The organism is uncultured Dialister sp., from assembly GCF_900538805.1.
Classification (GTDB): domain Bacteria; phylum Bacillota; class Negativicutes; order Veillonellales; family Dialisteraceae; genus Dialister.
On sequence record NZ_UPZP01000016.1, the window covers coordinates 1 to 25,219 of the forward strand.

Here is a 25,219-nt window from a genome sequence, read left to right on the forward strand (position 1 = left end):
CAAAGGCCTTCATGGCTGCCCATTTGGAAATCAACATGCCGAAGGGTGCCAGGAACATGCCGCAGATACCGATCACCATGCAGAGCGACAGGCGGGGCATGGAATTGAAAATGCCGTCGAAGCTTTCCAGATTCCGGCTTCCCAGCTGCTGTTCCGCCGTTCCCACCGTGAGGAAAAGAAGGCTCTTTGCCACCGCATGGAAAATGACAATCATAATGGCCGTCCAGGCCGCTTCATAGGAACCGGTGCCGGCACAGCACACGATGAGGCCCAGATTGGAAATGGTGGAGTACGCCAGCACCTTCTTCCCGTCGGACTGGGAAATGGCGGCGCAGGAAGCAAAGAAGAAAGTAATGCCTCCCACCAGCATGGCCATAATGCCGGCGTGGTTATTTCCAAGGATAGGCGCCAGCTTGATGATAAGGAACACCCCGGCCTTCACCATGGTGGAAGAATGGAGCAGCGCCGACGTGGGCGTAGGCGCCACCATGGCCCCCAGAAGCCAGCCGGAGAAAGGCATCATGGCGGACTTCGTAAATCCGCAGAACACCAGAAGCGCCACCACCGGCTCCACCGGCATCTGCTGCATGCCCATGGAAAGAAGCTGCGACAGCTCCAGGGTATAGAAATGGTCCCCCAGGTAGGCAATGGCCATGGCAAAGGCAAGGCCCCCAAGAAGATTCATCCACAGGGCCTTGAAGGAATTGTGGATGGCCTCATTGGTACCGGAATAACCGATGAGAAGGAAAGAACAGAGCGATGTGATTTCCCAGAAGGTGTACATGTACAAAAGATTGTTGGACATGACCAGTCCGAACATGGCGGACAGGAAAAGGAACACCACGAAGAAGAAGAAAGAACGGCGGTCCTTCACATCCACATGCTTCCTGTGATATACAGCCATGTACCCCAGGGAATACACCGCAATGAGCCCGCCGATAATGCCGGCAATGAGAATCATAATGATGGCAAGATTGTCGATATTGAAATCCCACACCGACCGGGCGTAGCTACCGGAATGGAACTCAAAGGCCACAATCAGGAAAAACTGGAGGAGCCCCAGAAGGGCCGTGAGATAGCGCTTGTATTTCACACAGAAATAAAGCACCGTCAGTGCCGCCAATCCGTCCACCGCCATCATCACCAGCCGCATCAGCGGCGAATCCACGCCGATTTTAAAGGGATGTCCGAAATACATAACCCCCACGGCCACTGAAAGAGCCGCCATCAAAAGCGCCGACACCCGGACCAGCGTATTCCTGACCGCCGGATTCCGGTTCACCAGAAGAACCAGTGCCGTCACCAGGGGCAGCGCGAAAAGCAATGCCGGTAAAACCATACCCATCTTCCCTTCTCCCAAAACTCATTCCTTTTGATAAGTATACCTTATATGATGAAATTTAAGTTTATTAATATATACTTTATCTCAAAAGACCTGTTCCCGCAAGATATAAAATGCCTGAAATCGTTGATATCGAAATTTTCTATGAGTACCTAAAGAAGTTATGCATAAAATGGGCCGCTATGCGGCCGGGTTCAGAAGGTTCGGCCCGCCGGTGGCGGGCTGGTTCAAAGGGTTCAGAGGGTGGGTAAAGGGTTCTAAAGATTGACCAGCCCTTTGGGCCGGAGGGTTCTTAGGTTTGACGGGCCAATGGCCCGAGGGTTGTGGTATCGCCATTGGACACGCCTGCGGCGTGAAGGTTCAGAGGGTTCAAAAGGTTCAGAGGGTTCAAAGGGGAAGGTATCGCCGCTTCGCGGCGATGAGTTTTATAGAATGCCGCGGCGGCAAAAGCAACCAACCGCGCCGGCGGCGCCATTTTATTGCCGCCTTTGGCGGCATATATACTCATCGCCCATCAGGGCGATACCACCCCTTCGGTCCAAAGGGCCGCTGCCCCCTGAGCGAAGCGAACACAACCCTTCTATACAACCTGCCGCGGCAGCGGCCCCCCCTCTTGCGGTCGGGAATACAGCCATCTGCATATAAAAAGCGGCGTCTCTGAGGACGCCGCTTTCACATCTCCTTATTTCACCATTTCCATTCCAGACGCCGTTTCTTCTTCCTTCTTTGTCGATTTCTTCATAATCTTGTACACGCCCACCGTGAGAAGGGGTACCAGGTAGAGCAGGATGAAGGCATAGGCCAGGGCGTTGTAGCCCTTGGCGATGAGGTCGATAATGCCGATTTTGGCGAAGGCCACGGATATCACCAGGATGGTGACGGTGAGGGCGCCGCGATGCTGGCGGCTTAAGGGGTTTCTTCCCGTATCCTTCAGGCCCCGGTCGATACGTTCCAGCATGGCATGGATAATGCCGGTGGCCGTTTCAATGAGGGTCCAGCCCATGACGATGCTGAAGAGGAGGAGCAGCCAGCCCGGCGCATTGTCCGCCTGCATCATGGCCACCCAGGGCACCGGGGAAGCCAGCACGGCCTTGTCCGGATAGAAGGCCATGACTGCGTAGTAGGTCATGAACCAGGGGATAATCATGAGAAGGCCGGCGATGATGCCGCTGATGATGGTGTCCTTCCGGCTCTTCTGGGCCTTGATGGTGAAGAAGGACGCAGGAAATACCACCAGATTGTAAGCCATGTAAAGAATGCCCGTCCAGAGGGCTGCCCCGATGGTGGCGTCGGGAACGAAGGAGTGGTCCCCGGCTGCCATGACTTCGGAAATATGGGCACCGCCGTGGCTGATGACCAGGGCGGAGAAGGAAATATAACCGATGTAAAGAAGCACGGTGCCAATGGTTTCAAAATAGGAAATAATCTTTTCTCCGTAGTAGTTGAGGACGCCCACCACAATGGTAATGGCGCCGACGCCGTACCAGTAATTGAGCCCCGTCATCTGCTCCACCACCGCCCCGGTGGCCGAAGACATGACGGCGATAATGATGACCATGAAAAGCAGGTACACCACATCAAATACATGGTACAGGGGCCCGATTAATTCCTTCAGGAAGGACTTGAAATCATACACCTTATAAAGCCTAATAAGCTCAAAGGAAAGAATGGCCACCACCGCAAATCCTATAAACGTTGCCAGCCCCGAAAGCCAGCCCATGGCACCGAACTTGGCGCCGTACTCCACGATTTCACGGCCCGTAGCATATCCGCCGCCGATAAGGACGGACTGCAGGATAATGCCGGGAAGCACCAGCCGCCCCAAAGCTCCACTGAAAAACCCTTTTTTCTCTTCCATACTGCTTCACTCCTTTTTTTCCAAAACTCCTGCAGGAAATCAAAAAGCGCCCATCAGAAATTCATTCTGAAGGGCGCATCCTTGCGCGGTACCACCTTGTACTTATCACTCTCCCCATCAATGAACTGTTTTCATTGCGTAGGGCTCATCCATAACGGAGACATCCGCCCGGGCCTACTCTGTTCGGCCGGGATGCTCGCGAGTGAGTAAAACGACAACGCCTTCCGGTTTACACCATCCACCGGATCTCTATGAGGGATTCCGTCATTTCTGTCTCGTTCCATGCAGGTACTTTTTAGTTAGACAGTAGTATACACGCATTGGGGAGGGATGTCAATGGGAAATTTTGGAGGCCGCCTCTGGCAGGCTGGTTCAGGGAGAAAGGTTCTTAGGATTGACCGGCCCTTGGGGCCGGAGGGTTCTTAGGTTTGACGGGCCAATGGCCCGAGGGTTGTGGTATCGCCGCTTCGCGGCGATGAGTTTTATAGAATGCCGCTCCGCGGCAAAACCAAACAACCGCGCCTGCGGCAATGAAACATAAAGTCAGCGTTACGTTCTTACCTTCCCGCCTAGGGAAGTGCTGATTAAATCATTGTTTGCTTTTATTCTTGAATTTTTATGCAATGCGAGGAATGGGCTGACGCGAATAGCGAGCTATTTAAGGAAGCCCATGACGAAGCAGTACATAAAAATTCTTATAAAAGGAAACTCTATGAATTAATCAGTGCTTCCCTAACATGGTCATTCTGAGCGAAAGCGAAGAATCTTGGTACATGCCGATAGTGGCTCAGCTGTCGTTAAATACCAGTCGGCGGGAAGGAGCCGCCGCTGGCGGCTCTCCCCCTTTGGTGCCTGCGGCACCACCTTTCCCCCTGACGGGGGCACTATGGATGCTATGCAATGTGCCATATGTCTCAGGAGAGAAGAGTAGGACTAATCTCCCCCACCGGGGTTATGAATGCCGCTCTGTGGGGAAAGCCCATGGTTCGGCGCGAAGCGCATGAACCATAGAACCTGGGCTCCGAAAGGCTCCTCCCCCTCTTGCGGTCGGGAATACCGCTTTCTGACGTCTGATGCCTGACAGTCTGCCGTCTTCCCGCCCATCGGTATTCTTTAGTGGACTAGTAACAACCATTAGCGGTACTCACCGGGATTCTTCACTGCGTTCAGAATGACAGTTTCCGGCGGACAGCAGACAGCGGAAAGCGGGCACACTATCCCACTAGCCCACTAGCCCACCAGTCCACTAGCTCACTATCTCCCTTTCCATTTTCACATATTCTTCCCCCGTTTCCTCTATTTCCGCCTTTCCTCCGGTGAGGTCGGTAAAGAAACGGATATGCGTTTTTTTGTTTTCCGGCAGGCAGAGAAATTTGATAACCACCTTGTCTGTGAAGGCACGGTCTTTGACAATAATGTCCGTATCTTTGATGTAATTTTCAAATCCCCCCACCGCGCTGTAGGGAATGGTGAGGCAGAGGCCCACATGGGGCGTGTAGAGGACGATGGGCGCTTCTTTCACTGCGTCCGCCAGGGTGGAGCTGTAGGCACGGGTGAGTCCGCCGGCGCCCAGTTTGATACCGCCGAAGTATCTTGTCACCACGGCGAGCAGGTTGGTGAGCTTCTGCATCTGCAGCACATGGAGCATGGGATGGCCGGCGGTGCCGGACGGTTCGCCGTCGTCCCCCGATTTCTCCAGCACCCTTTCCGTGCCGATGCGCCAGGCGTAGCAGTTATGGGTGGCGTCTTTGTACTGTTTCCGGAAGCCCTCCAGCGCCTGCTGTGCCTCTTCTTCCGAGTTTACAGGCACCAGGTGGGCGATGAAGATGGATTTCTTGATTTCCGTTTCTTTATGAAATGGCTCCGCCGGAGCCGCGTAGGGAATAAGCATAGGAACCTCCTTTTTCCTTCATTGTAACACGAAAAAACAGCGCCCGGAGGTGCTGTTTTTTTTGAGTCATATGTTGTGGGCAGCTGTATTCCCGGATGCAGGAGGGTTCAGGCGCCTTCGGCGCCCAGGTTCAAGCCGCCATCGGGCAAAGCCCTTGGCGGCTAAGGTTCGGTCCGGGATCGGCTTCGCCTTCCGGCCTGGTTCAGAGGGTAGTTATAAAGCCCACTCCGTGGAGGCAAAGTGAGCGCCTCCGGCGCCATTTTATTGCCGCCAAAAGCGACATATGCTCATCGCCCATCAGGGCGATACCACAACCCTCGGCCCCAAAGGGCCGCTGCCCCCTGAGCGAAGCGAACACAACCTGCTGCCGTCAGGCAGCCACAACCTTCGGGGCCAAAGGCCCCGTCCACCTTCCCCTCTGAACCCTTTGAACCAGCCCGCCGCCGGCGGGCCGAACCCTCTGAACCCGGGCCGCACAGCGGCCCCATCGGTCCATCAGAATGCCGGAATCAGTCCATCGCTGAAGTTGTCGTTAATATATTTCTTTACGGCTTCGCTCTGGAAAATCTTCACGAATTTCTGGTAGGTGGGATTGTCCTTATCCTGTTCCCTGGCGGCAATGATGTTCACGTAGGGAGAGGTATTATCTTCGGTGGCCAGGGCTTTCTTGGAGTCAAGGCCTGCGGATTTGGCGTAGCCTGCGTTGATGACGGAAATGGATACGTCATCCAGGGAGCGGGGCAGCTGGGCTGCTTCCAGTTCGATGATCTGCAGGTTCTTCGGGTTTTCTGCAATATCCCCTACCACTGCCTTGGTGGGGTCCGTGCCTTCCTTCAGTTTGAGGAGGCCCTGGTGGTCCAGAAGAAGCAGGGCGCGGCCGCCGTTAGAGGGATCGTTGGGGATGGATACCTTAGCACCGTCGGGAACGTCTTTGATATCGGTTACTTTATTGGAGTAAACGCGGAGCGGCGCTAAATAGGTATTTCCGATGGAAACCAGCTTGGTGCCGTTCTTTTCATTGAAGGCTTCCAGGAAGGGGCCGTGCTGGAAGGAGTTAAGATCAATATCGCCGGCAGCCAGTGCCTGGTCCGGGGTGACGTAGTCGGAGAAGGACTTGATATTCACTTTGAGTCCCTGTTTCTCCGCTTCCTTAGCCACAAATTCCATGACCTTTTCAGAATACCCCGGCGTAATGCCTACGGTGATTTCCTTCTTTTCCGCCGGAGCCTTGGCGTCCTTCTTGTCGCCGCCGCAGCCGGAAATGGCGCCGGCCACAGCCAGGGCTGCCAGGGAAAGTGCTAATGTTTTCTTCCAGTTCATAATAAAGCCTCCTATATTTTACATATATAATACAAAAATCCTCCATCCCGAAAGGGACGGAGGACCGTGTTACCACCCAATTTCACCGATGAATCACTTCATCGGTCTCATAAGGTACGCCGGCCTATGCCTTGATACCCTGTCTCTGTAACGGGAGCTCCCGGGCCGCTTCATCATTCAGCGCACCAGGCTCAGAGGCCATCTTCCATCAAACTATCCGCACCCCTTTTCACCGGATGGGGCTCTCTTTGCCGGACCATTTCATGTACTCTTCTCTTCACTGCCTTTATGAAGTTGCATTAAATATACCATTGGGAAATAGGGAAGTCAAGGGCATTTTTACCAGTCAATCCAGGTGAGGGCCTTCTCCAGCTCATAGAAGGTCTTCCCGTCCCAGAGAATATCTTCCGTCACATGGTTCAGCACATCATCACCGTCATCGGATTCATAGTAGTACACCAGCTCCATGAACTCCTCAAAGGGTTCCTTGGAAAAACGATACTTCTCCACACTGATGCTGTAGGTATTCCTGCCGGGATGAAACTTCAGTCCCGAAAACCGGTACACATACCCCCGGTGCCTCACCGAAGCTTCCCCGTCATTTAAATAATCAATAAACTCATCCGCGTCGCCGCCCTGCATATGCTTCACTGCTCCTTTGAAATAAGACCTCGTTCATGATGGTTTTATTATACATGATAGGAGGGAAGGGTTCAAAGGGTTCATGGACACGCCCTTTGGGCGTGAAGGCTCGGCGCCCAAAGGGCGCAAAGGGGCGCGGCTTCGCCGCAGGTTGTGGTCTGCTGGCGCAGACAGGTTGTGTAGAAGGGTTGTGGACGGGAAGGTTCAGAGGGTTCAGAGGGTTCAGAGGGTTCAGAGGGTTCAGAGGGTTCAGAGGGTTGTAGTGGCGCCCTTCGGGCGCATTATATAATGGCGCCTGAAAGGCGCCCACTTCGCCAGCGCAGCGTTCCTTTATAACTCCCTCTGAACCAGCCCGGAAGGCGGAGCCGATTCCGGGCAGAACTTGTGCGGTTCCTGCATAGGAACCGCAAGTCAGGCTCATATGCGAGCATAGCCTGCCCATTAAGCGAGCACCTTACCGCCTGACCGTAGCCCAGGGCGAAAGCCCGACGGCGGCTTGAACCCGGGCGCCGAAGGCGCCTGAACCCTCTTGCTTTCGGGAGTACCGCCTTCTGATGTCTGTCGTCTGATGGTCTCATGTCTTCCCGCCGACCGGTATTCTTTAGTGGACTAGTGAGCTAGTGAACTAGTGAACTAGCAGCATCCATTAGCGGTACTCACCAAGATTCTTCACTGCGTTCAGAATGACAGTGTCCGGCAGGAAGCGGGCAGCCGACAGCCGTAAGCGGTAAGCCGACAACTAACGGCTGGTATCAGCCCCCTGAGCGAATGCGAACACAACCTTCAGCCCGCGCGGCAGCGCTGGGCTGTCGCCCCTCCACGCCGAAAGGCGTGGGCCCCATCGGGAATACAGCCAAGCGGGAAGCGGACAGCCGACAGCGGTAAGCGGCCTCCTACTCTCCCATGAGCTCCTTCCGGTATTCCGCCACCTTCCGGATGTCCTCCGGCGTGGTGCGGCAGCAGCCGCCGATGAGGCGGGCACCGGCTTTCTGCCAGATTTTCACATAATCTCCGTAATCCGCGGCAGCCCCTTCCCAGGTCTTGTCAGAAGCATCATAGTGTTCTCCGGAATTGGGATACACCACCACCGGTTTATCAGTGTATTTCCGAATTTCCAGAATGAGGGATTCCACATACTCCGGCGCCGTGCAGTTCACGCCGATGGCCTTCACGCAGGGGATTTCGTCCAGTGCCTTGGCGCAGTCGCCGATATCATCATCGCCGCAGGTATGGAAGCCATCTTTGCAGGAAAAGGAAATCCAGCAGACAGCGTTTTCCATTTCCGAAAGCACGTCGGTCTCCGCCAGTGCTTCCACAAGGCAGGGAATGGTTTCACAGGCAAAAATATCGGGTCCCGCCTCTTTGAGGATATGCATGCGTTCCCGGTGGAAAAGAGCCAGCTCTTCCCTGGTCTTTCCATAATGGCCCTTGTATTCACTGCCATCTGCCAGATAGGCGCCGTAGGGGCCTACCGACGCCGCCGCCAGGGGCACCGGCCGTCTTTCCGGTGATGCTTCCGCCAGGAATTCATCTCTTGCCTCCTGCACCAGCTGCACGGAACGGACGAGAAGTTCCTTTGCTTCATCCCTGGAAAAGCCCTTTTTCTCAAACCCCTCCAGGGTGGCCTGGTAGCTGGCGCTGGTGACGATGTCGCTTCCCGCATCGAAATAGGAACGGTGCACCGCCTTCACCAGGTCCGGCCTATCATAGAGTGCAATGGCGCTCCAGAGTTCGTCGTTAATGGAAAAGCCCTGCCTTTCCAGTTCCGTGGAAAAAGCGCCGTCCAGCACGATGAATGGGTATGTCTGTAAGATTTCTTCTATCATGATGACTCCTTATATAATGGCCGCTCCGCGGCCGGGTTCAGAAGGTTCAGAGGGTTCGGCGCCCATGGGGCCACTGCGTGTCCCGGGTTCAGAGGGTTCACAAGGTTCAGAAGGTTCAGAAGGTTCAAAGGGTTGTGGTAGCGGCTTCGCCGCAATTTTATAGCCGCCGAAGGCGGCATACAATACTCCCTTCTGAACCAGCCCGCTCTGTGGGCGGAACCGAAGGCCTCCAGGGGCGCAGCCCCGGCGAGGCCTTGAACCCGGGCGCCGAAAGGCGTCTGAACCCCCTTGCTTTCGGGAATACCGGCCAGCCGACAGCGGCCCACTAGTCCACTAGCCCACTAGCCCACTAGCCCACTAGCCCACTAGCTCACCAGCCCACCATCCCACTATTTCACAATTTCCTCCGGCGGTTCTTTTCCAAACCACTTTTTATAAATTTTTGCGAATTCTCCGTTTTTCTTAATCTTTGTGAGGCCGTCGTCGATTTTGGAAAGGAGCTCCTTATTGTCCTTTTTCACCGCAATGGCCAGGTATTCCGTGGACAGGGCCACGGGAGCGGTCTTCACGGAGTGGTCCTCTGTCTTGGCCACATAGTATTCGTTGGTGGGAATATCGTTGATAACGGCGTCCACGGCGCCCTGTTTCAAATCCAGGAAGGCGTCGCTCAGGGTGCTGTAGGTGCGGACATTGGCCCCTTCGATTTTGCGGGCCGCCTCTTCTCCCGTGGAGCCGATGGTGACGCCCAGGGTTTTACCGGAAAGGTCCGCCTTCGATTGGATATCCCGGTTATCACTCTTCACCACCACCCCAAGGCCGGCAATGTAGTAGGGTTTGGAGAAATCCACAGACTGCTTCCTGTCTTCTGTGACGGTGATGTCATTGATGGCCACATCCAAGTCTCCCGACTTCAGGGCAGGAATGAGGCCGTCGAAATTCACATTCCTGATTTCCGTGGTCAGTCCCTCTTCCTTTGCAATGGCTTTAATAATGTCCACGTCAAACCCTTCATATTCTTTGGTGTCCATGTTCTGGAAACCAAAGGGCGGATAGGCAGCATCCATGCCCACCCGAAGGACAGAGGACTGCTTCTCCTGTCCGCAGCCGGTGACTATGGTAAGGCCTAAAAGAAGGGCCAGAAAAAGAAATAGTTTTTTCATAGGGATTCTCCTTTCTAAAAAGGGGGCATGGACACGCCCTTTGGGCGTGAAGGTTCAGAGGGTTCGGCGCCCATGGGACACGCCTTCGGCGTGAGGGTTCAGAAGGTTCAAAAGGTTCTGCCCGCTTTCAGCGTGCGGGTTCAAAAGGTTGAGGTGGCGGCTGCGCCGCAATTTTATAGCCGCCGGAGGCGGCTTATATGATGGCGCCGGAAGGCGCCGTACCTCGCCAATCGGTCAGGCGATTAAAAGGAAAGCCTCTTATTGGGCAGGCTAGAGGCCAACTTCGCCCGACTTGCGTATTCCATGCGGAATACGCACACAGCGTACTACATAACTTCCTCTGAACCAGCCCGCTCTGTGGGCGGAACCGGAGGCCTCCAGGGGCGCATCCCCGACGGCGGCTTGAACCCGGGCGCCGAAAGGCGCCTGAACCCTCTTGCTTTCGGGAATACTGTTTTCTGATGTCTGATTGTCTGACGTCTTCCCGCCGACTGGTATTCTTTAGTGAACTAGTGGGCTAGTGGACTAGTGAGCTGGCAGCAGCCATTAGCGGTACTCACCGGGATTCTTCACTGCGTTCAGAATGACAGTGTCCGGCGGGAAGCGGACAGCCGACAGCGGTAAGCGGACAGCGGATTAATTTCCATGCAGGGGATTATGCACATTGAAGGGCATGAGGTTGTCCAGGCTGTAGGGCGTTTCCTGGTATACGAAGTTCAGCCAGTTGTGGTAGAAAAGATGGGCGTAGCTGCACCAAACGAATCTTGGCCTTTCCTGAGGATCGTCGTAGGGATAGTAATTTTCCGGCAGACGGATGGGGAGGCCCTTTTCCCGGTCCCGCTTGTATTCCCATTCCAAGGTGCGCAGGTCGTATTCAAAGTGGCCCAGCACGAAAATGCGGCGGGATTCCTTGTCGGAAATGATGTTGATGCCGTTATCTTCGGACCGGGAAAGGACGGTGAGGTCCGGCGTGGCGTCTACCTTCCTGTCGTCAATGGAGGTATGCCTGGACTGGGGGATGAAATAGCGGTCGTCGAAGCCCCGAAGGAGGGGATGGTAGGAAAGGGTGAGGTTGTACTGGTAAATGCCGAAGAGCTTCCTTGGAAGGATTCTCTTTTCCACGCCGTAATCCCGGTAAAGCCCTGCCTGGGCGGCCCAGCAGAAATGGAGGGTGGAGAAGACATGGGTATCGGCCCAGTTGAAATATTTCAGCATTTCCGGCCAGTAATCCACTTCTTCATAGGGCATTTTCTCCACCGGCGCTCCGGTGATGATGAAGCCGTCGTATTTCCTGTCCTTAATATCATCAAAGGTGAGGTAGTTTTCATCCAGATAGGACCGGTCCGTATGGGTGGTCTCCCTGGAGGCGATGCGGGCAAAATCCACATCCAGCTGCAGCGGCGTATCCCCCAGAAGACGGAGAAGCTGCACTTCCGTCGGTTTCTTAATGGGCATGAGATTCAGGATGAGAATCTTCAGGGGACGGATATCCTGGGTGCGGGCCCTTTTCTCTCCAATGGTTACGATACCTTCCTTCTTCAGTTCCGAAATGGCATCCAAACCGTCTGCAATTTTAATCGGCAAAATGAAAACCTCCTTGTAAAAGCATGTGCATGCAATAAAAAAATCCCGTCCCCTAAGGGACGAGATACTCGTGTTACCACCCAATTTCATCTTTCCGTCGCCGGAAAGACCTCACAGGTACGCCGGCCAAGCCTTGATACCCTGTCTCTGTAACGGGAGACTCCCGGACTGCTTCACCATTCAGCATATCAAGCTCAGAGGCCATCTTCTCCATGCTATCCTGTGCTCCTTCTCACCAGCCGGAGCTCTCTTTGCCATTCCCGCACGGGTACTCTTCTCTTCCCTGCTTCTTTGAAATTATAGCTATTTTAAACTGTCCACAGGTAAATGTCAATAGGGTCCGCGGGGCTCTGCCCCGCAGTTTCCTGTCCGACTTGGCACCATTGTGTTTCACATCGACAGGAAACTTTTCACCAGCAGTTTCCTATCCGGCTTGACACCATTGCGTTTCACTCGGACAGGAAACTTTTCGCAAGCAGTTTCTTGTCCGACTTGACACCATTGCGTTTCACTCCGACAGGAAACTTTTTCGCCAGCAGTCTTCCTCACGCCATGACTTCTCTGTGCTTCACCTCAACAGGAAACGCCCCTTCCTGTGAAATTGTGAAGAAAAATATAGGGTACACATTTCCCCATGTCTTTCGAGTCCCCAAAAGGGGCTTCCATTCTTATATTAATTTCCTTCTTTCCATTGGACATGGACAGGGGATGGATTCTGTTTTTTGGCTTTATCCTCCATTTTTCTTTTCTTTTTACAAGATTTGGTTCAGTTGACATTTTCTTGACATAATCTTTTCCCTCTTTTTTCTTCTCCTTCTTTTCTCTGTGAAAAGTCAATTCACAATTTTTCTTCCTGTGGACAAGTGAATGTCCCCGAAAATCCCTATGGTGTCTTTTGTGATTTTTTTATTTTCCTCATTCCGTCCATACTTATTCACAGTTATTCACAAATTTCTGTGTATATCTCCGGTGGACACCTTTCTTTTTCCTGCGAATTGTCTATATATGTGATTCTCATTTCGCAGTTATGAACAGTATGTGAATAACTCTGTGAAAAAGTGAAGATTTATGGAGTAGGGAAATAAGTATACCTTTTATCCCCCATTTCCTTTCTGCCACGAAAAAAGAGCCACGGAAATCCGCAGCTCTTTTCAAGAGTACCATTAAGAGTACCATTATTTATCTTCTTCAATAGGATAGTCCTGGAGGGCGTCGTACCCTTCTTCGCCGGTGCGGATTTTCACTGCATTGTCCACGGTGGAGACGAAGATCTTGCCGTCGCCGTACTTGCCGGTGTAGAGCGCTTTTTTGGCCACTTCGATGACCGTCCTCGGGGAAATCTTGGATACTACGATATCCACCCGCACCTTCGGAAGGAGTTTGGCGGAAACAGCAGCGCCGCGGTACATCTGGGTCTGTCCTTTTTCAAGGCCGAAGCCCAGGGCCTGGGTAACGGTCATGCCTGTAATGCCGATGGCTTCCATGGCTGCTTTCAGAATTTCAAAACGCTTGTCCGAAGTAATGATGGTGACGCAGTAGAGGTGATGGCCGTCTGCCGGAACAGCTTTGGGAACTGCGGTTTCCGGCAGGTCCTTGTCCACAGGGATTTCCACTGCATCCTTCGGTGCTTTGCCGGCTTCGATTTTTTCTTCCGCCGTTTCAGGAACCATCATGAAATCTGCATAAGCAGAGGCCAGGCCGTGTTCTTCAAAGTCCAGGCCGTTGATTTCTTCTTCACGGCTTACGCGGAGGCCGATGGTGGCACGGATGATGCGGAATACAATGTTAATGGCAATGAATACGTAAACGGCCACTGCCACCACACCCAGAATCTGGACGAAGAGGTAATGGGGGTCTCCCGTGTAGAGGAGGCCGTCGGATTCGGAGAAGAAACCGGTCAGAATGGTGCCCAGGGCACCGCAGCCGCCGTGGGCGGCAATGGCACCGACGGGGTCATCGATTTTCATTTTCTGGTCAATGAATTCAACGGCATAGACAATGAATACGCCGGCAATGAGGCCGATGAAGAAGGAGCCGGGAACGGTGACGGTGTCGCAGCCGGCGGTAATGGCCACCAGGCCTGCCAGGCCGCCGTTCAGGGTCATGGATACATCGGGCTTTCCGTATTTCACCCAGGTCACAATCATGGTGGTGCAGGCGGCTACCGCTGCGGCCAGGTTGGTGGTAATCATGATATGGCCTGCGGATTCAATCATTTCATCGCCGGTCATGGAAACGGTGGAGCCGCCGTTGAATCCGAACCAGCCCATCCACAGGATGAACATGCCAAGGCAGGCCAGGGTGATGCTGTGGCCGGGAATGGCGTTCACGCTGCCATCCTTATTGTACTTGCCGATTCTGGGTCCCAGGAGCCATGCCCCTACGAAGGCGCACACGCCGCCTACCAGATGGACGCAGGTGGAACCGGCGAAATCATGGAATCCCAGCTCCGAAAGCCAGCCGCCGCCCCAGATCCAATGGCCCGAAATGGGGTAAATCAGAAGGGAGATGACAACGGAATATACGCAGTAGGCGGAGAACTTCGTCCGTTCTGCCATGGCCCCGGATACAATGGTGGCGGAGGTGGCACAGAACACGGTCTGGAAGAACAGGTATGCCAGCGGTGTATACCCTGCATCATCGGGCACCTGGAAATGGGTGACGAAGAGATCCGGCGTACCGATAATGCCGCCAATGTCCGTGCCGAACATGAGGCCAAAGCCAAGGAACCAGAACACCACGGTGCCCAGGGCAAAGTCCATGAAATTCTTCATGACAATGTTGCCTGCATTCTTCGCACGGGTCAGTCCCGTTTCCACCATGGCAAACCCCGGCTGCATGAAGTACACCAGAATGGCGCCTAAAAGCACCCAGATGGTGTCCACCGATGAATACCGGCCCTCCGGTTCCGCTGCCATAGCCACCGCCGGTGTGGCCAGGGCAGCCAGAAGCAGAGGCCACTTTCGAATGACTGCTTCCATTTTTTTCATAAAACCCACTCCCTCTCTGAACAAAAAATGTCTGAGGGAACGGCGGCCTTTTCCGGAAAAGGCAAGGGGGCCCGGAAATGTTCCGGGCCCCCTTGTCCAAAAGAAAAAGCCTGATGTGAACCATTCACTATCAGACATCTTTGTCAAAAATATGTAATTCTGACCTTTCGGTCCTTTGTATGTTAATAGGATACAATAGCATTTAGTATCCGTCAAGGGGGAAAATGAAATTGGCCGCAAAAGCGGCCGGGTTCAGAGGGTTCAGAGGGTTCAAAAGGTTCAGAGGGGAAGGTGGACGGGCCCTGCAGGCCCGAAGGTTCTCAGGGTTCTCAGGTTTGACGGGCCTATGGCCCGAGGGTTGTGGTATCGCCTTCGGCGATGATGTTATATAGTGCCGCCTGCGGCGGCAGCGCTGACTTTGGTAACGAAAACCTTCATAACCGGGCTTCGCCCGATGGAAATGCGCCCCTTTTGGTACTGACGCACCACCTTTCTCCTAAAGGGAAACATGTCACTGGATTCGTAGGGAGCCGCAGACGACAGAAGGGGTGCATTTCCACGCGCCGCAGGCGCGGTTGTAAAGATTTTGCCGCCGCAGGCGGCATTTATAACTTCCCTCTGAACCCGCCTGCTCTGTGGGCGGAACCCATCGTTCGGCGCGAAGCGCACGAACGATAGAACCCGGGCGCCGCAGGCGCCTGAACCCTCCTTCTTTCGGGAATACTGTATGTCTGATGTCTGTCGTCTGACGGTCTAACGTCTTCCCGCCGACTGGTATTTATCGGCATTGGTATCACTAACGACACGCACCGAGATTCTTCACTGCGTTCAGAATGACAGTGCCCGGCGGGAAGCGGACAGCGGTAAGCTGACAGCCGTATCGCACACTGTCCCACTATCCCACTTCCCCTCAGGTCATGCTTTTTCCGATTCATTTCTGCGGCATCTATACCGAATACTCATACTTCCATGATTTCAAGTTTTCAAAATCCATGGCCGGTGTTATAGTAGAGGAAGCGGACCGGAAGGCGATTTTCCTTTATAACGGCCCAATCATTTCATTCTAGGAGGCATAAAATGGCGAATTACAATCCTTACGAAAACATGCTTGATGTGTTGGACAAAGCAGCCCAGGTGCTGGGTTACAAAAAAGAGGATTATGAATTTGTACGGTATCCGGAAAGGGAACTCACCGTGAGCATTCCTATCCGCATGGACGACGGCCATGTGGAGGTCTTCTCCGGCTACCGTGTGCAGCACTCCACCGCCCGGGGCGCAGCGAAGGGCGGCATCCGCTTCCATCCCCAGTCCGATGAAAATGAAGTAAAGGCACTGGCTGCGTGGATGACCATTAAGAATGCTATCGGAAATATTCCCTACGGCGGCGCCAAAGGCGGCATCCGGGTGGACCCCCACAAGCTTTCCGCAAGAGAACTGGAACGGCTGACCCGCGGCTATGTACGGAAGATTTACCCCATCATCGGGCCCGATAAGGACGTACCGGCGCCGGATGTGAACACCAATGGACAGATCATGGCATGGATTGCCGACGAATACGCCGCCCTCTCCGGCAGCTGGCAGCCCGGCGTGGTGACCGGCAAGCCCCTTGCCACCGGCGGTTCCCTGGGAAGAAATGAAGCCACCGGCCGGGGCCTTCTCTTTACCCTACTGACCTGGTGTGAAAAGAACCACAAGGACATCAAGGACCTCACCATGGCTGTCCAGGGCTTTGGCAACGTAGGCTCCGTAGGTGCCCTCCTCATGCACCAGGAAGGCGTGAAAATCACCACCATCGGCGATATCAACGGCACCTGGCACAACCCCAAGGGCCTTGACATCGAAGCCATGTACGTATACGCCAACTCCCACGGCCGTTCCCTGAAGGGCTACACCGAAGCAGGCGCTGAAATCATTCCGGACAGCGAGCTCTTCAGCCAGGACGTAGACGTGCTCTTCATGGCTGCCCTGGAAAACCAGCTCAACGGAAGCACCATGGAAAAGGTCAAAGCGCCCCTTATCCTGGAAGGCGCCAACGGCCCCACCACGGAAGAAGCGGATGCTTACTTTGAAAAGCAGGGCATCGAAGTGCTGCCGGACGTCATGAGCAACGTAGGCGGCGTGGTGGGCTCCTACTTCGAATGGGTACAGAACCGCACCGGCTACTACTGGACTGAAGAGGAATACAATGAGCGTCTCCGGAAAAAAATGAGAGAAGCCTATGAAGACGTGTATGCACTGAAGGAAAAATATCACGTCACCTACCGTCTGGCCGCTTACATGCTGGCCCTGCAGCGGGTAGTGGAAGCACAGAACACCAGAGGATTCCTGGGATAATCGGAATATCTCGCAGATAAAAAGAGGGGCCCTGTGAAATGAAAGCCGTCATTTCACAGGGCCCCCTTTTTTTATATGATATAATCGGGAAAGAAAATCTGCTAAGGAAGCGCTGATTAAATTGTTATCGAATTAATCAGTGCTTCCTTAGGAACCGGATAAATTCGCAGGCTTCCTCTTTTCTTAGGGATACCGGCACTGTGAATACAGCCTTTTTATACAGTTCATTCATATTTCATAGAAGGAGATACATATGTTTATCATAGGATGTCATTTATCTGTTTCCAAAGGTTTCCTTGCCATGGGAAAAACCGCCACCGCCATCGGCGGCAATACATTCCAGTTCTTTCCCAGAAATCCCCGGGGCGGACAGGCTAAGCCTCTTATCGAAGAGGACGTGGACGCCCTTTCCCGGTGGATGGAGGAGCACCATTTCGGCCCCATCCTCTGCCACGGCGCCTACACCATGAACGGCACTTCCACGAAGGAATCGGTGCGGGAATTTGCCAGGACTGCCATGCGAGAGGACCTGGCCAAAACCGCCCACCTTCCCCGCTGTATGTACAATTTCCACCCCGGCGCCCACCTGAAGCAGGGCGTGGACAGGGCGGTCATCCTTATCGCCGACATGCTGAACTACGCCATGGACCAGGAAGAGCTGCCAAAGTATGTACTTCTGGAAACCATGGCCGGCAAGGGCACCGAAGTGGGCCGCACCTTCGAGGAACTGGCGGCCATTATGGAAAAGGTGGAACGGAAGGACCGGCTGGGCGTGTGTCTGGACACCTGCCATGTGTACGACGGCGGCTACGACATAAGAGACAGCCTGGACGGCGTGCTCCATCACTTCGATGAAATCATCGGCCTTCCCCGCCTCCACGCCATCCACCTGAACGATGACAAGAACCCCCTGGGGAGCCACAAGGACCGCCACGAAAAAATCGGCGAAGGCACCCTGGGCCTTGACGCAATCGCCCGCATCATCAACCACCCCCTGCTGAAGGACCTCCCCTTCTACCTGGAAACGCCAAACGAACTCCCGGGCTATGAAAAGGAAATCGCCCTGCTGAAAAGCCTGCGGGAAGCATGATATAATACGGATAGAAAGGGGGAATGACCATGTGCAGTCCATCTGAATTACAAACAGTCATCCAACGAGTGGCAAAAGCGTACCGCTCTGTTTTCGGCAGGGATATTACCCGCATCGTTCTTTATGGTTCCTATGCGCGGGGAGATTATACCGATGATTCGGATTTAGATATGGCAGCCATCGTTATTGGCTCCCGCTCGGAGCTGCAGCAAAAGCTGAAAAAGGTCTGGGATGTATCTTCCGATTTAGAGTTGGAGTACGGCATTGTGATTTCCCCTGTTGTCATCCCCTATGACGAGTATGAGAGGTACAAGGATGATGTACCTTATTATCGCAATATCAGTCAGGAAGGGGTGAACGTGGTTGCTTAAGAAACGACTGGAGCTCATGAATTATCGCATGGAAATGGCAAAAGAAAGGCTTGATTCTGCCCATATTCTTTTGGAACACCATAATTTCAAAGATTCCATAGGTCGTTCCTACTATGCTATGTTTACAGCGGTTCGTGCCATTCTGGCATTGGATGGGGTAGACTTCAAAAAGCATGCCGGTGTCATTTCCTATTTCCAAAAGGAATATATCAAAACCGGCGTATTTGAGGTCAGGTATTCCAAGTATTTGAGCCAGGCCTTTCAAATTCGAAATAATACGGATTATGCTGATTTCTTTATTGTTTCAAAGGAGGACGCAGAAGAACAATACACAAGGGCAGAAGATTTTTACCAAATGATTAAGAATTACCTGCCCGGCAGGGTAAATAAGGAAGTGTAGGAAGAGGAATTTGCAGAGAGGCAGGTTCCTCTTTTCTATCAGCAAAGGAGGCAGCTATGAAATTTATCCATACAGCAGACTGGCATCTGGGGAAGCTCCTGAAGGAGCACAGCATGACGGAGGACCAGGAGTGGCTTTTGAATAACCGGTTTCTTCCTCTGGTGGACGAGGAGAAGCCGGATGCCATTCTTTTGTCCGGCGATGTGTACGACCGCTCCTATCCGCCGGAGGAGGCGGTGGAGCTTTTTGACCGCATGACCGAGGAAATCGTGGGGAAGCGGAAGATTCCCTTTATCATCATCAGCGGCAACCATGACAGCGCGGAGCGTCTGGCCGTGGCGAGCCGCCTTTTGAAGTGGCAGGGCCTTTATATTTTCGGACCCCTCACCCGTCTTTCGCCGGTGATTCTGGAGGATGAATGGGGGAAAGTGGCTTTCTGCCCCCTTCCCTACGCAGAGCCTGCCCGGGTGCGGGTGATGATGAATGTACTTGGCCTGGAGGGCGCAGAAGATGTCCATTCCTATGAGGACGCAGAGAAGGCGCTGTCCGATTATCTCCTTTCCCTTCTTCCAGATGAACCTATGCGGAAGGTGGCCCTGGCCCATGCCTTTGCCGCGGGCGGCACGCCGTCGGAATCGGAGCGGCCCCTTTCCATCGGCGGCTATGACCGCATCGGCGATACCGTTTTTGAGGGCTATGACTACACCGCCCTGGGCCATCTCCACCGGCCGCAGAAGACGCAGAAGGATTCGGAGAAAATCCAGTACAGCGGCAGCCTCATGCGCTATTCCTTCGACGAAGTGAACCAGAAGAAGGGCGTCATCCTCTGCGATTTGGATAAGGATGGCAAGGTGCATACGAAATTCAAGGAAATGGTGCCCCGCTATCAGGTGCGCTGCATGGAAGGGGCCTTTGATGTCCTCATGGGAGAGGGAACGGAGCCTTCTGACGATTACCTGCAGATCCGCCTCACCGATGAAGCACCGGTGATTGACGCCATGCCCAAGCTTCGGACGAAATTCCCCCACGCCCTGGGAGTGGAGCAGGACATGGGATACAAAGAGGATGAAGGAAACCGGGATATCCATCTGGAGCAGATGAGCGATGAGGACATACTGAAACGGTTCGTCCACCAGTTCCGGGACCGGGATCTGTCGGAGGACGAGGAAAAACTGGCCCTTGATACCTGGGAAAGGGTGTACAGAAAGGAGAATGCACAATGAGACCGCTGAAATTGACCATGCGGGCCTTCGGCCCCTACGCGGGAGAAACAGTCATTGATTTTGACAAACTGGACGGGCGGCACCTCTTCCTTATCTGCGGCCCCACCGGCGCCGGAAAGACCACCATCCTGGACGCCATGTGCTATGCCCTCTACGGCAAGACAAGCGGCGACCGCACCGGCAGCCACATGCGGAGCGACTATGCCTCCACCGCCCAGAAGACGGAAGTAATTTTTGATTTCATGATCGGTGGGAAAACCTACCGCGCCATCCGAAGCCCGGAGCAGACCATCGACAAGAAGCGGGGCAAGGGGCAGACAAGGGCGGCCATGCAGGCCTCCCTGTCGGAGCTGGAGGACGGAAAGGAAATCCGCACCATCCGCACCGGCGTGGAGGAAGCGGCGGGTAAACTCATCGGATTAAACGCCAGCCAGTTCTGCCAGGTCATCCTCCTGCCCCAGGGGGATTTCCGAAAGCTCCTGGTGGCCAAGGCCGATGAAAGGGAAGCCATCTTGAAGCAGCTCTTCAAGACCCAGCGTTTTTCCGATTTCCAGAATGAACTGCGTCTTTCCCTGAATGAGCTTCTGAAAAAGAAGGCCGCAGAGGACACGGAGCTTGCCGCCACCCTCTCCATGGCCGCTGTGTCCGGAGAAGAGGAACTTAAGAAGGAAACAGAGGAAACGGTCCGTCTTCTGGAAGACATCAAAAAGAAGAGGGAAGAAGAGGACCGAAAATATGCCGATTTCCAGAAGAACTACCAGAAAGCGGCGGTTCTCTCCACCCATTTTGAAACACTGGCAAAGGCAGAGGCCCAGCTGAAAGCCCTTCGGGAAAAAGAAGAAGAAATGAAAAAGGCGGAGGAAAGCCTTAAGTACATCCGCTCTGCCCGGGAGCTGGCCCCCTATTTTGAGAACCTGGATAAAATTTCAAACGACGGGAAACTGGTAAGAAAGAATCGGGACCGCTGCGAAGCTGAAAGGGATAAAGCCGCCGCCGAAAAGGAGAAACTGGCCGAAAAATCAGCGCAGCTGGAAGCCAGAAAAGACGAAATAGAAGGATACCGCCGGAAATCGGCGGAAATGGTGCAGTGGATGCCGAAGGCCAAAGCCTACGGCGCCACCCTTCGGGAAGTGAACCGGCTCACAGAGAAGGTGATGGAAGCGCAGGCGGAGCTGCAGAAACTTAACGTCAAAGCGGAAGCAGACAGGAAAATCAAGGAACAGGCGGAAGCGGAAGCAGAATCCCTCCGCCGGGACTACATTTTCGGGCAGGCCGCTATCCTGGCCAGCCAGCTGAAAGAGGGAGAGCCATGCCCGGTGTGCGGCTCCATCCACCATCCCCACCCCGCCGTATCGGACAAAAAACTGCCTACGGAGGACGAAGTGAAAAAGGCCCAGGAAAGGGCGGCCAAAGCGGCAGAAACCTGGAGCGACAGCACCCAGCTGGCCCAGCAGTACCAGGTTTCCGCCTACGTATCCGCCATTTCCGAGCAGGGCTACGCCCAGGCAAAAATGCGGACTTTGGAGGACGTGCCGGAAGAATTCAGAAAACCCATTGCTTTAAGGAATGCCATCCACCGGCTGAATGAAGAAATCCAGCGCTGGGAAAAGGAAACGGCGGACACCGCCAAAGCCAGGGAGCAGGCAGTCTCTGCCTTTGCCGCCGCCGACGCAGGATATAAGGCAGCCGACGCCCAGCGGGAAAAACTGGCGAAGGACTACGAAGACGGCACAAAGGCACTGGGTGAAAAATCGAAAGAGGCCGGCTTTGAAAGCCTTTTTTCCTGCCGCAGCTGGTACGAAAGAAGGGGTGATGAAAAAGCCCTGACCGATGCCCTTGAAACATACCGCCGACTGCGCCAGGGCGCTGAAAAGGTGCAGTCCGACGAAACCGATTTCCTCAAGGGAAGCGAGAAACCGGACATGGCCCGCCTGGGCAGGGAGGATTTGGACCACCAGAGTGCCATCCGCAGCATGGTGAAAATGATTTCCGACGGAGAAAACAGGAAGAAACTCCTGGAGGACACGGCGGCCAAAGTGAAGGACATTGCAGAGCGCCACGAAAAGACGCTGAAGGACACCAGCCTGGTGTCGGGACTCTACAACCTCACCAGAGGTGAAAAATCCCGCATTACCCTGGAAAGGTACGTGCTTGGCGCCCTGCTGGATGAAGTGGCCAAGGCCGCAAACCTGCGCCTCCTGGACATGAGCCACCACCGCTACAGCCTTCACCGCATGGCCGGCGACAGCACCGACGGAAGGGGCGGCCTCACCCTGGAAGTGTCCGACAGCTACACCGGCCGCTCCCGCCCCGCCAATACCCTCTCCGGCGGCGAAACCTTCCTGGCCTCCCTCTCCCTGGCCCTGGGCCTGGCGGACGTGGTGCAGGCCAAACAGGGCGGCGTGCGGCTGGACACCATGTTCATCGACGAAGGCTTCGGCACCCTGGACCCGGAGGCCCTGAACAGCGCCATGAATACATTAATCGACCTGCAGAACACCGGTCGTCTGGTAGGCATTATCTCCCACGTGCCGGAACTGGAAGAACGGATTGACGCCAGACTCAAGGTGACGCCGGCAGAAAAAGGAAGCAAAGCGGAGTTTGAAATACTGGAATGACTGAGTGTCAATAGTGGCGGGCAGCTGTATTCCCGAATAGCAGTAAAGGGGCGCCGCTTCGCGGCAGGTTGTGAAAAAAGGTTGTGAGGGCAAAGGTTCAGAAGGTTCAAAGGGTTCAGAGGGTTCAAAGGGTGGTGGTATCGCCTACGGCGATGAAGTTATATATTGCCGCCTGCGGCGGCAAAACCTTTATGACCGCGCCTGCGGCGCGTGGAAATGCACCCCTTTTGGTACCTACGGTACCGCCTTCCCCCCGATGGGGGGACTTTGCTCTCCACCCAGCTTTGGAACTCAAAAGTACCTCATAGTATCATGCTGCTAAAATCTCCCCCTCCGGGGGAGACGTCGCCACAGGCAACAGAAGGGGTGCATTTCCATCGGGCGAAGCCCGGTTGTTTGGTTTTCGCTGCCACAGGCAGCATATATAACTCCCTTTGAACCAGCCCGCTCTGTGGGCGGAACCAGAGCCGCCCAGGGCGCAGCCCGACGGCGGCTTGAACCCGGGCGCCGCAGGCGCCTGAACCCTCTTGCGTTCGGGAATACTGTCCAGCAGACAACAGCAGCGGTAAGCGGACAGCCGACAGCCCTCCTCCTCACTGTCTCACTGTTCCACTTTCCCACTAGCTCACCAGCTCACTACCACACCAGTCCACTAAAATATGCTAGAATATAAAGTACGAATATCATTTCACGAAGGGAGGCATTTTTTTGGCTGATACATTTCAAGGAAAAAATTTCCAGCCCAAGAAGGACTGGAAGAAGAAATCGGACACTGATACCATGATTGTATCCCGGGTGCCTCCGCAGAATATTGATGCGGAGAAGTCGGTGCTGGGTGCCATGATGCTGGACAAGGACGCTATCCTGACAGCGGAGGACCTGCTCACGGCTGCCGATTTCTACCGGGAAGCCAATGCCATTATATTTCAGGCCATCCTGAATCTCTCCCACCGGGGCGAACCGGCGGATATCCTCACGGTGACGGAGGAATTGAAGCGCATGGGGCGGCTGGACGATGTGGGCGGCGTGCTCTATGTGAATGAACTTCCCGCCAACGTGGTGACCACGAAGTCCGTGGACCGCCATGCGGAAATCGTGGCGGGGAAGGCAAAACTTCGCCGGCTTATCGACGCCGCCGGCACCATTGCCGATGAAGCCTATTCGGAGCGGCAGGACGTGGCGGACATTACGGACGACGCGGAGAAATCCATTCTGGAGGTGACCCGGGACGAAAGGCGTTCCGATTTCACCCCCATCGGCGAGGCCGTGCAGAATGAACTGCAGGAAATCACAAGGAAATTCCGGAACAAGGAATCCATCACCGGCCTGGCCAGCGGCTTCCCCTCCCTGGACGCCCTCACCAGCGGCTTCCAGAAGGGCGACTTCATCATCGTCGCCGCCCGCCCGTCCATGGGTAAAACCGCCTTCGTGCTGAACATTGCCAAGAACATGAGTATTTCTTCAGCCCACCGAAGCGTAGCCTTCTTCTCCCTGGAAATGTCGAGGGAGCAGCTGGTGCAGCGTCTCCTCTGCTCCACGGCCCTGGTGGACAGCTCCCGCCTCCGCACCGGCCGCATTTCCACCCAGAAAGAATGGGACCAGCTGGCCAACGCCGCCAGCGTGCTCATGGATGCGCCCCTCTATATCGACGACACGCCGGGCATTTCCGTTTCGGAAATCCGCTCCAAGTGCCGCCGCCTGAAAGCAGAGCACGGCCTGGACATCATCATGATCGACTACCTCCAGCTCATGCAGGCCAAGAACGTTTCCCGAAACGGCGACAACCGGCAGCAGGAAATTTCAGAAATCTCCCGCTCCCTGAAGAGCCTGGCCAGGGAACTCAACGTGCCGGTGATTGCCCTGTCCCAGCTCTCCCGAAGCGTGGAATCCAGGCAGGACCACCGTCCCTTCCTTTCGGATCTCCGTGAATCGGGCTCCCTGGAACAGGATGCGGACATGGTGAGCTTCCTCTACCGCGAGGCCTACTACAACCGTGAAATCGAGGATGACGACCCGCGGAAGAATGAAACGGAAATCATTCTGGCCAAGAACAGAAACGGTCCGGTGGACACGGTGAAACTCCACTTCGCCGGCCAGTTCACCCTCTTCTACGAAATCACCAACCAGGAACCGCCGCCGGATATGCAGTAGGCTTTGAGTCAATAGTGCTGGCTGGATGTATTCCCGAACGCAAGAGGGTTCAGGCGCCTGCGGCGCCCGGGTTCAAGCCGCCGTCGGGCTTGACGCCCTGGGCTACGGTCAGGCGGTAAGGTGCTCGCTTAATGGGCAGGCTATGCTCGCATATGAGCCTGACTTGCGGTTCCTATGCAGGAACCGCACAAGTTCCGCCCACAGAGCGGGCTGGTTCAAAGGGGAGTTATATAGTATCGCTGCGCTGGCGAGGTACGGCGCCTTTCGGCGCCATGTTATAAGCCGCCTTCGGCGGCTGGCTATAAAATTGCGGCGAAGCCGCCACCACAACCCTCTGAACCCGCCCGCTGAAAGCAGATAGAACCTTCTGAACCTTTTGAACCCGGGCCGCGAAACGGCCCCACAGGCGATACCTTAAC

General features: G+C 54.6%; 17 protein-coding genes and 3 other annotated features. Of the genes, 7 read left to right on the forward strand and 10 right to left on the reverse strand.

Annotation, left to right across the window (positions count from 1 at the left end):
- The 10 genes from QZQ29_RS02815 to QZQ29_RS02860 all read right to left on the reverse strand — a co-directional run.
- A partial coding sequence (locus QZQ29_RS02815) for a proton-conducting transporter membrane subunit (RefSeq protein WP_296959345.1) occupies positions 1 to 1,345 on the reverse strand: 1,345 nt, incomplete at its 3' end.
- A 679-nt stretch (positions 1,346 to 2,024) separates the two neighbouring features.
- On the reverse strand, positions 2,025 to 3,200 hold the full coding sequence (locus QZQ29_RS02820) for a hypothetical protein (RefSeq protein WP_296959347.1): 1,176 nt from the start codon (positions 3,198 to 3,200) through the stop codon (positions 2,025 to 2,027).
- A 66-nt stretch (positions 3,201 to 3,266) separates the two neighbouring features.
- Positions 3,267 to 3,492: a binding site (T-box leader), on the reverse strand.
- A gap of 954 nt (positions 3,493 to 4,446) precedes the next feature.
- Positions 4,447 to 5,091: a YigZ family protein gene (locus tag QZQ29_RS02825; protein WP_296959350.1), complete on the reverse strand. Its 645-nt coding sequence runs from the start codon at positions 5,089 to 5,091 to the stop codon at positions 4,447 to 4,449.
- A 495-nt stretch (positions 5,092 to 5,586) separates the two neighbouring features.
- Positions 5,587 to 6,411 (reverse strand): MetQ/NlpA family ABC transporter substrate-binding protein, encoded by an 825-nt coding sequence (locus tag QZQ29_RS02830; protein WP_296959353.1) that lies wholly within the window; start codon positions 6,409 to 6,411, stop codon positions 5,587 to 5,589.
- 49 nt (positions 6,412 to 6,460) lie between these two features.
- Positions 6,461 to 6,701, reverse strand: a binding site (T-box leader).
- Between the two features lie 49 nt (positions 6,702 to 6,750).
- Complete coding sequence (locus QZQ29_RS02835; RefSeq protein ID WP_008860572.1) at positions 6,751 to 7,053, reverse strand: hypothetical protein; 303 nt, start codon at positions 7,051 to 7,053, stop codon at positions 6,751 to 6,753.
- An 893-nt stretch (positions 7,054 to 7,946) separates the two neighbouring features.
- Positions 7,947 to 8,879 carry a homocysteine S-methyltransferase gene (gene mmuM / locus QZQ29_RS02840; protein WP_296959356.1) on the reverse strand — a complete coding sequence of 311 codons (933 nt, stop codon included), beginning with the start codon at positions 8,877 to 8,879 and terminating at the stop codon, positions 7,947 to 7,949.
- Positions 8,880 to 9,268: 389 nt separating this feature from the next.
- Positions 9,269 to 10,039 carry a basic amino acid ABC transporter substrate-binding protein gene (locus tag QZQ29_RS02845; RefSeq protein WP_296959359.1) on the reverse strand — a complete coding sequence of 257 codons (771 nt, stop codon included), beginning with the start codon at positions 10,037 to 10,039 and terminating at the stop codon, positions 9,269 to 9,271.
- A gap of 636 nt (positions 10,040 to 10,675) precedes the next feature.
- Positions 10,676 to 11,623: a homoserine O-succinyltransferase gene (metA, locus tag QZQ29_RS02850; protein ID WP_296959362.1), complete on the reverse strand. Its 948-nt coding sequence runs from the start codon at positions 11,621 to 11,623 to the stop codon at positions 10,676 to 10,678.
- 52 nt (positions 11,624 to 11,675) lie between these two features.
- Positions 11,676 to 11,916 (reverse strand) — a binding site (T-box leader).
- Positions 11,917 to 12,196: 280 nt separating this feature from the next.
- A complete protein-coding gene (locus QZQ29_RS02855) occupies positions 12,197 to 12,460 on the reverse strand; it encodes a hypothetical protein (protein WP_296959364.1) in 264 nt (87 codons plus the stop codon).
- 338 nt (positions 12,461 to 12,798) lie between these two features.
- Complete coding sequence (locus QZQ29_RS02860) at positions 12,799 to 14,541, reverse strand: ammonium transporter (protein WP_366663863.1); 1,743 nt, start codon at positions 14,539 to 14,541, stop codon at positions 12,799 to 12,801.
- Positions 14,542 to 15,690: 1,149 nt separating this feature from the next.
- Between QZQ29_RS02860 and QZQ29_RS02865 the strand changes: the two genes are divergently transcribed.
- The 7 genes from QZQ29_RS02865 (at position 15,691) to dnaB (ending at position 24,800) form a co-directional block, all read left to right on the forward strand.
- The gene (locus QZQ29_RS02865) at positions 15,691 to 16,947 is read left to right on the forward strand and encodes a Glu/Leu/Phe/Val dehydrogenase (RefSeq protein ID WP_296959371.1); all 1,257 of its coding nucleotides are present in this window, start codon (positions 15,691 to 15,693) and stop codon (positions 16,945 to 16,947) included.
- 253 nt (positions 16,948 to 17,200) lie between these two features.
- The gene (locus QZQ29_RS02870) at positions 17,201 to 18,037 is read left to right on the forward strand and encodes a deoxyribonuclease IV (RefSeq protein ID WP_296959374.1); all 837 of its coding nucleotides are present in this window, start codon (positions 17,201 to 17,203) and stop codon (positions 18,035 to 18,037) included.
- Positions 18,038 to 18,066: 29 nt separating this feature from the next.
- A complete protein-coding gene (locus QZQ29_RS02875; RefSeq protein WP_296959377.1) occupies positions 18,067 to 18,408 on the forward strand; it encodes a nucleotidyltransferase domain-containing protein in 342 nt (113 codons plus the stop codon).
- Positions 18,401 to 18,808, forward strand: a complete 408-nt coding sequence (locus QZQ29_RS02880; RefSeq protein ID WP_296959379.1) for a HEPN domain-containing protein — start codon at positions 18,401 to 18,403, stop codon at positions 18,806 to 18,808. The genes QZQ29_RS02875 and QZQ29_RS02880 overlap by 8 nt, the downstream gene beginning before the upstream one ends.
- 56 nt (positions 18,809 to 18,864) lie before the next feature.
- Positions 18,865 to 20,031 (forward strand): exonuclease SbcCD subunit D, encoded by a 1,167-nt coding sequence (locus QZQ29_RS02885; RefSeq protein ID WP_296959380.1) that lies wholly within the window; start codon positions 18,865 to 18,867, stop codon positions 20,029 to 20,031.
- A complete protein-coding gene (locus QZQ29_RS02890; protein ID WP_296959383.1) occupies positions 20,028 to 22,649 on the forward strand; it encodes an SMC family ATPase in 2,622 nt (873 codons plus the stop codon). The genes QZQ29_RS02885 and QZQ29_RS02890 overlap by 4 nt, the downstream gene beginning before the upstream one ends.
- 708 nt (positions 22,650 to 23,357) lie before the next feature.
- Positions 23,358 to 24,800: a replicative DNA helicase gene (gene dnaB / locus QZQ29_RS02895; RefSeq protein WP_296959386.1), complete on the forward strand. Its 1,443-nt coding sequence runs from the start codon at positions 23,358 to 23,360 to the stop codon at positions 24,798 to 24,800.
- Positions 24,801 to 25,219: the final 419 nt, after the last annotated feature.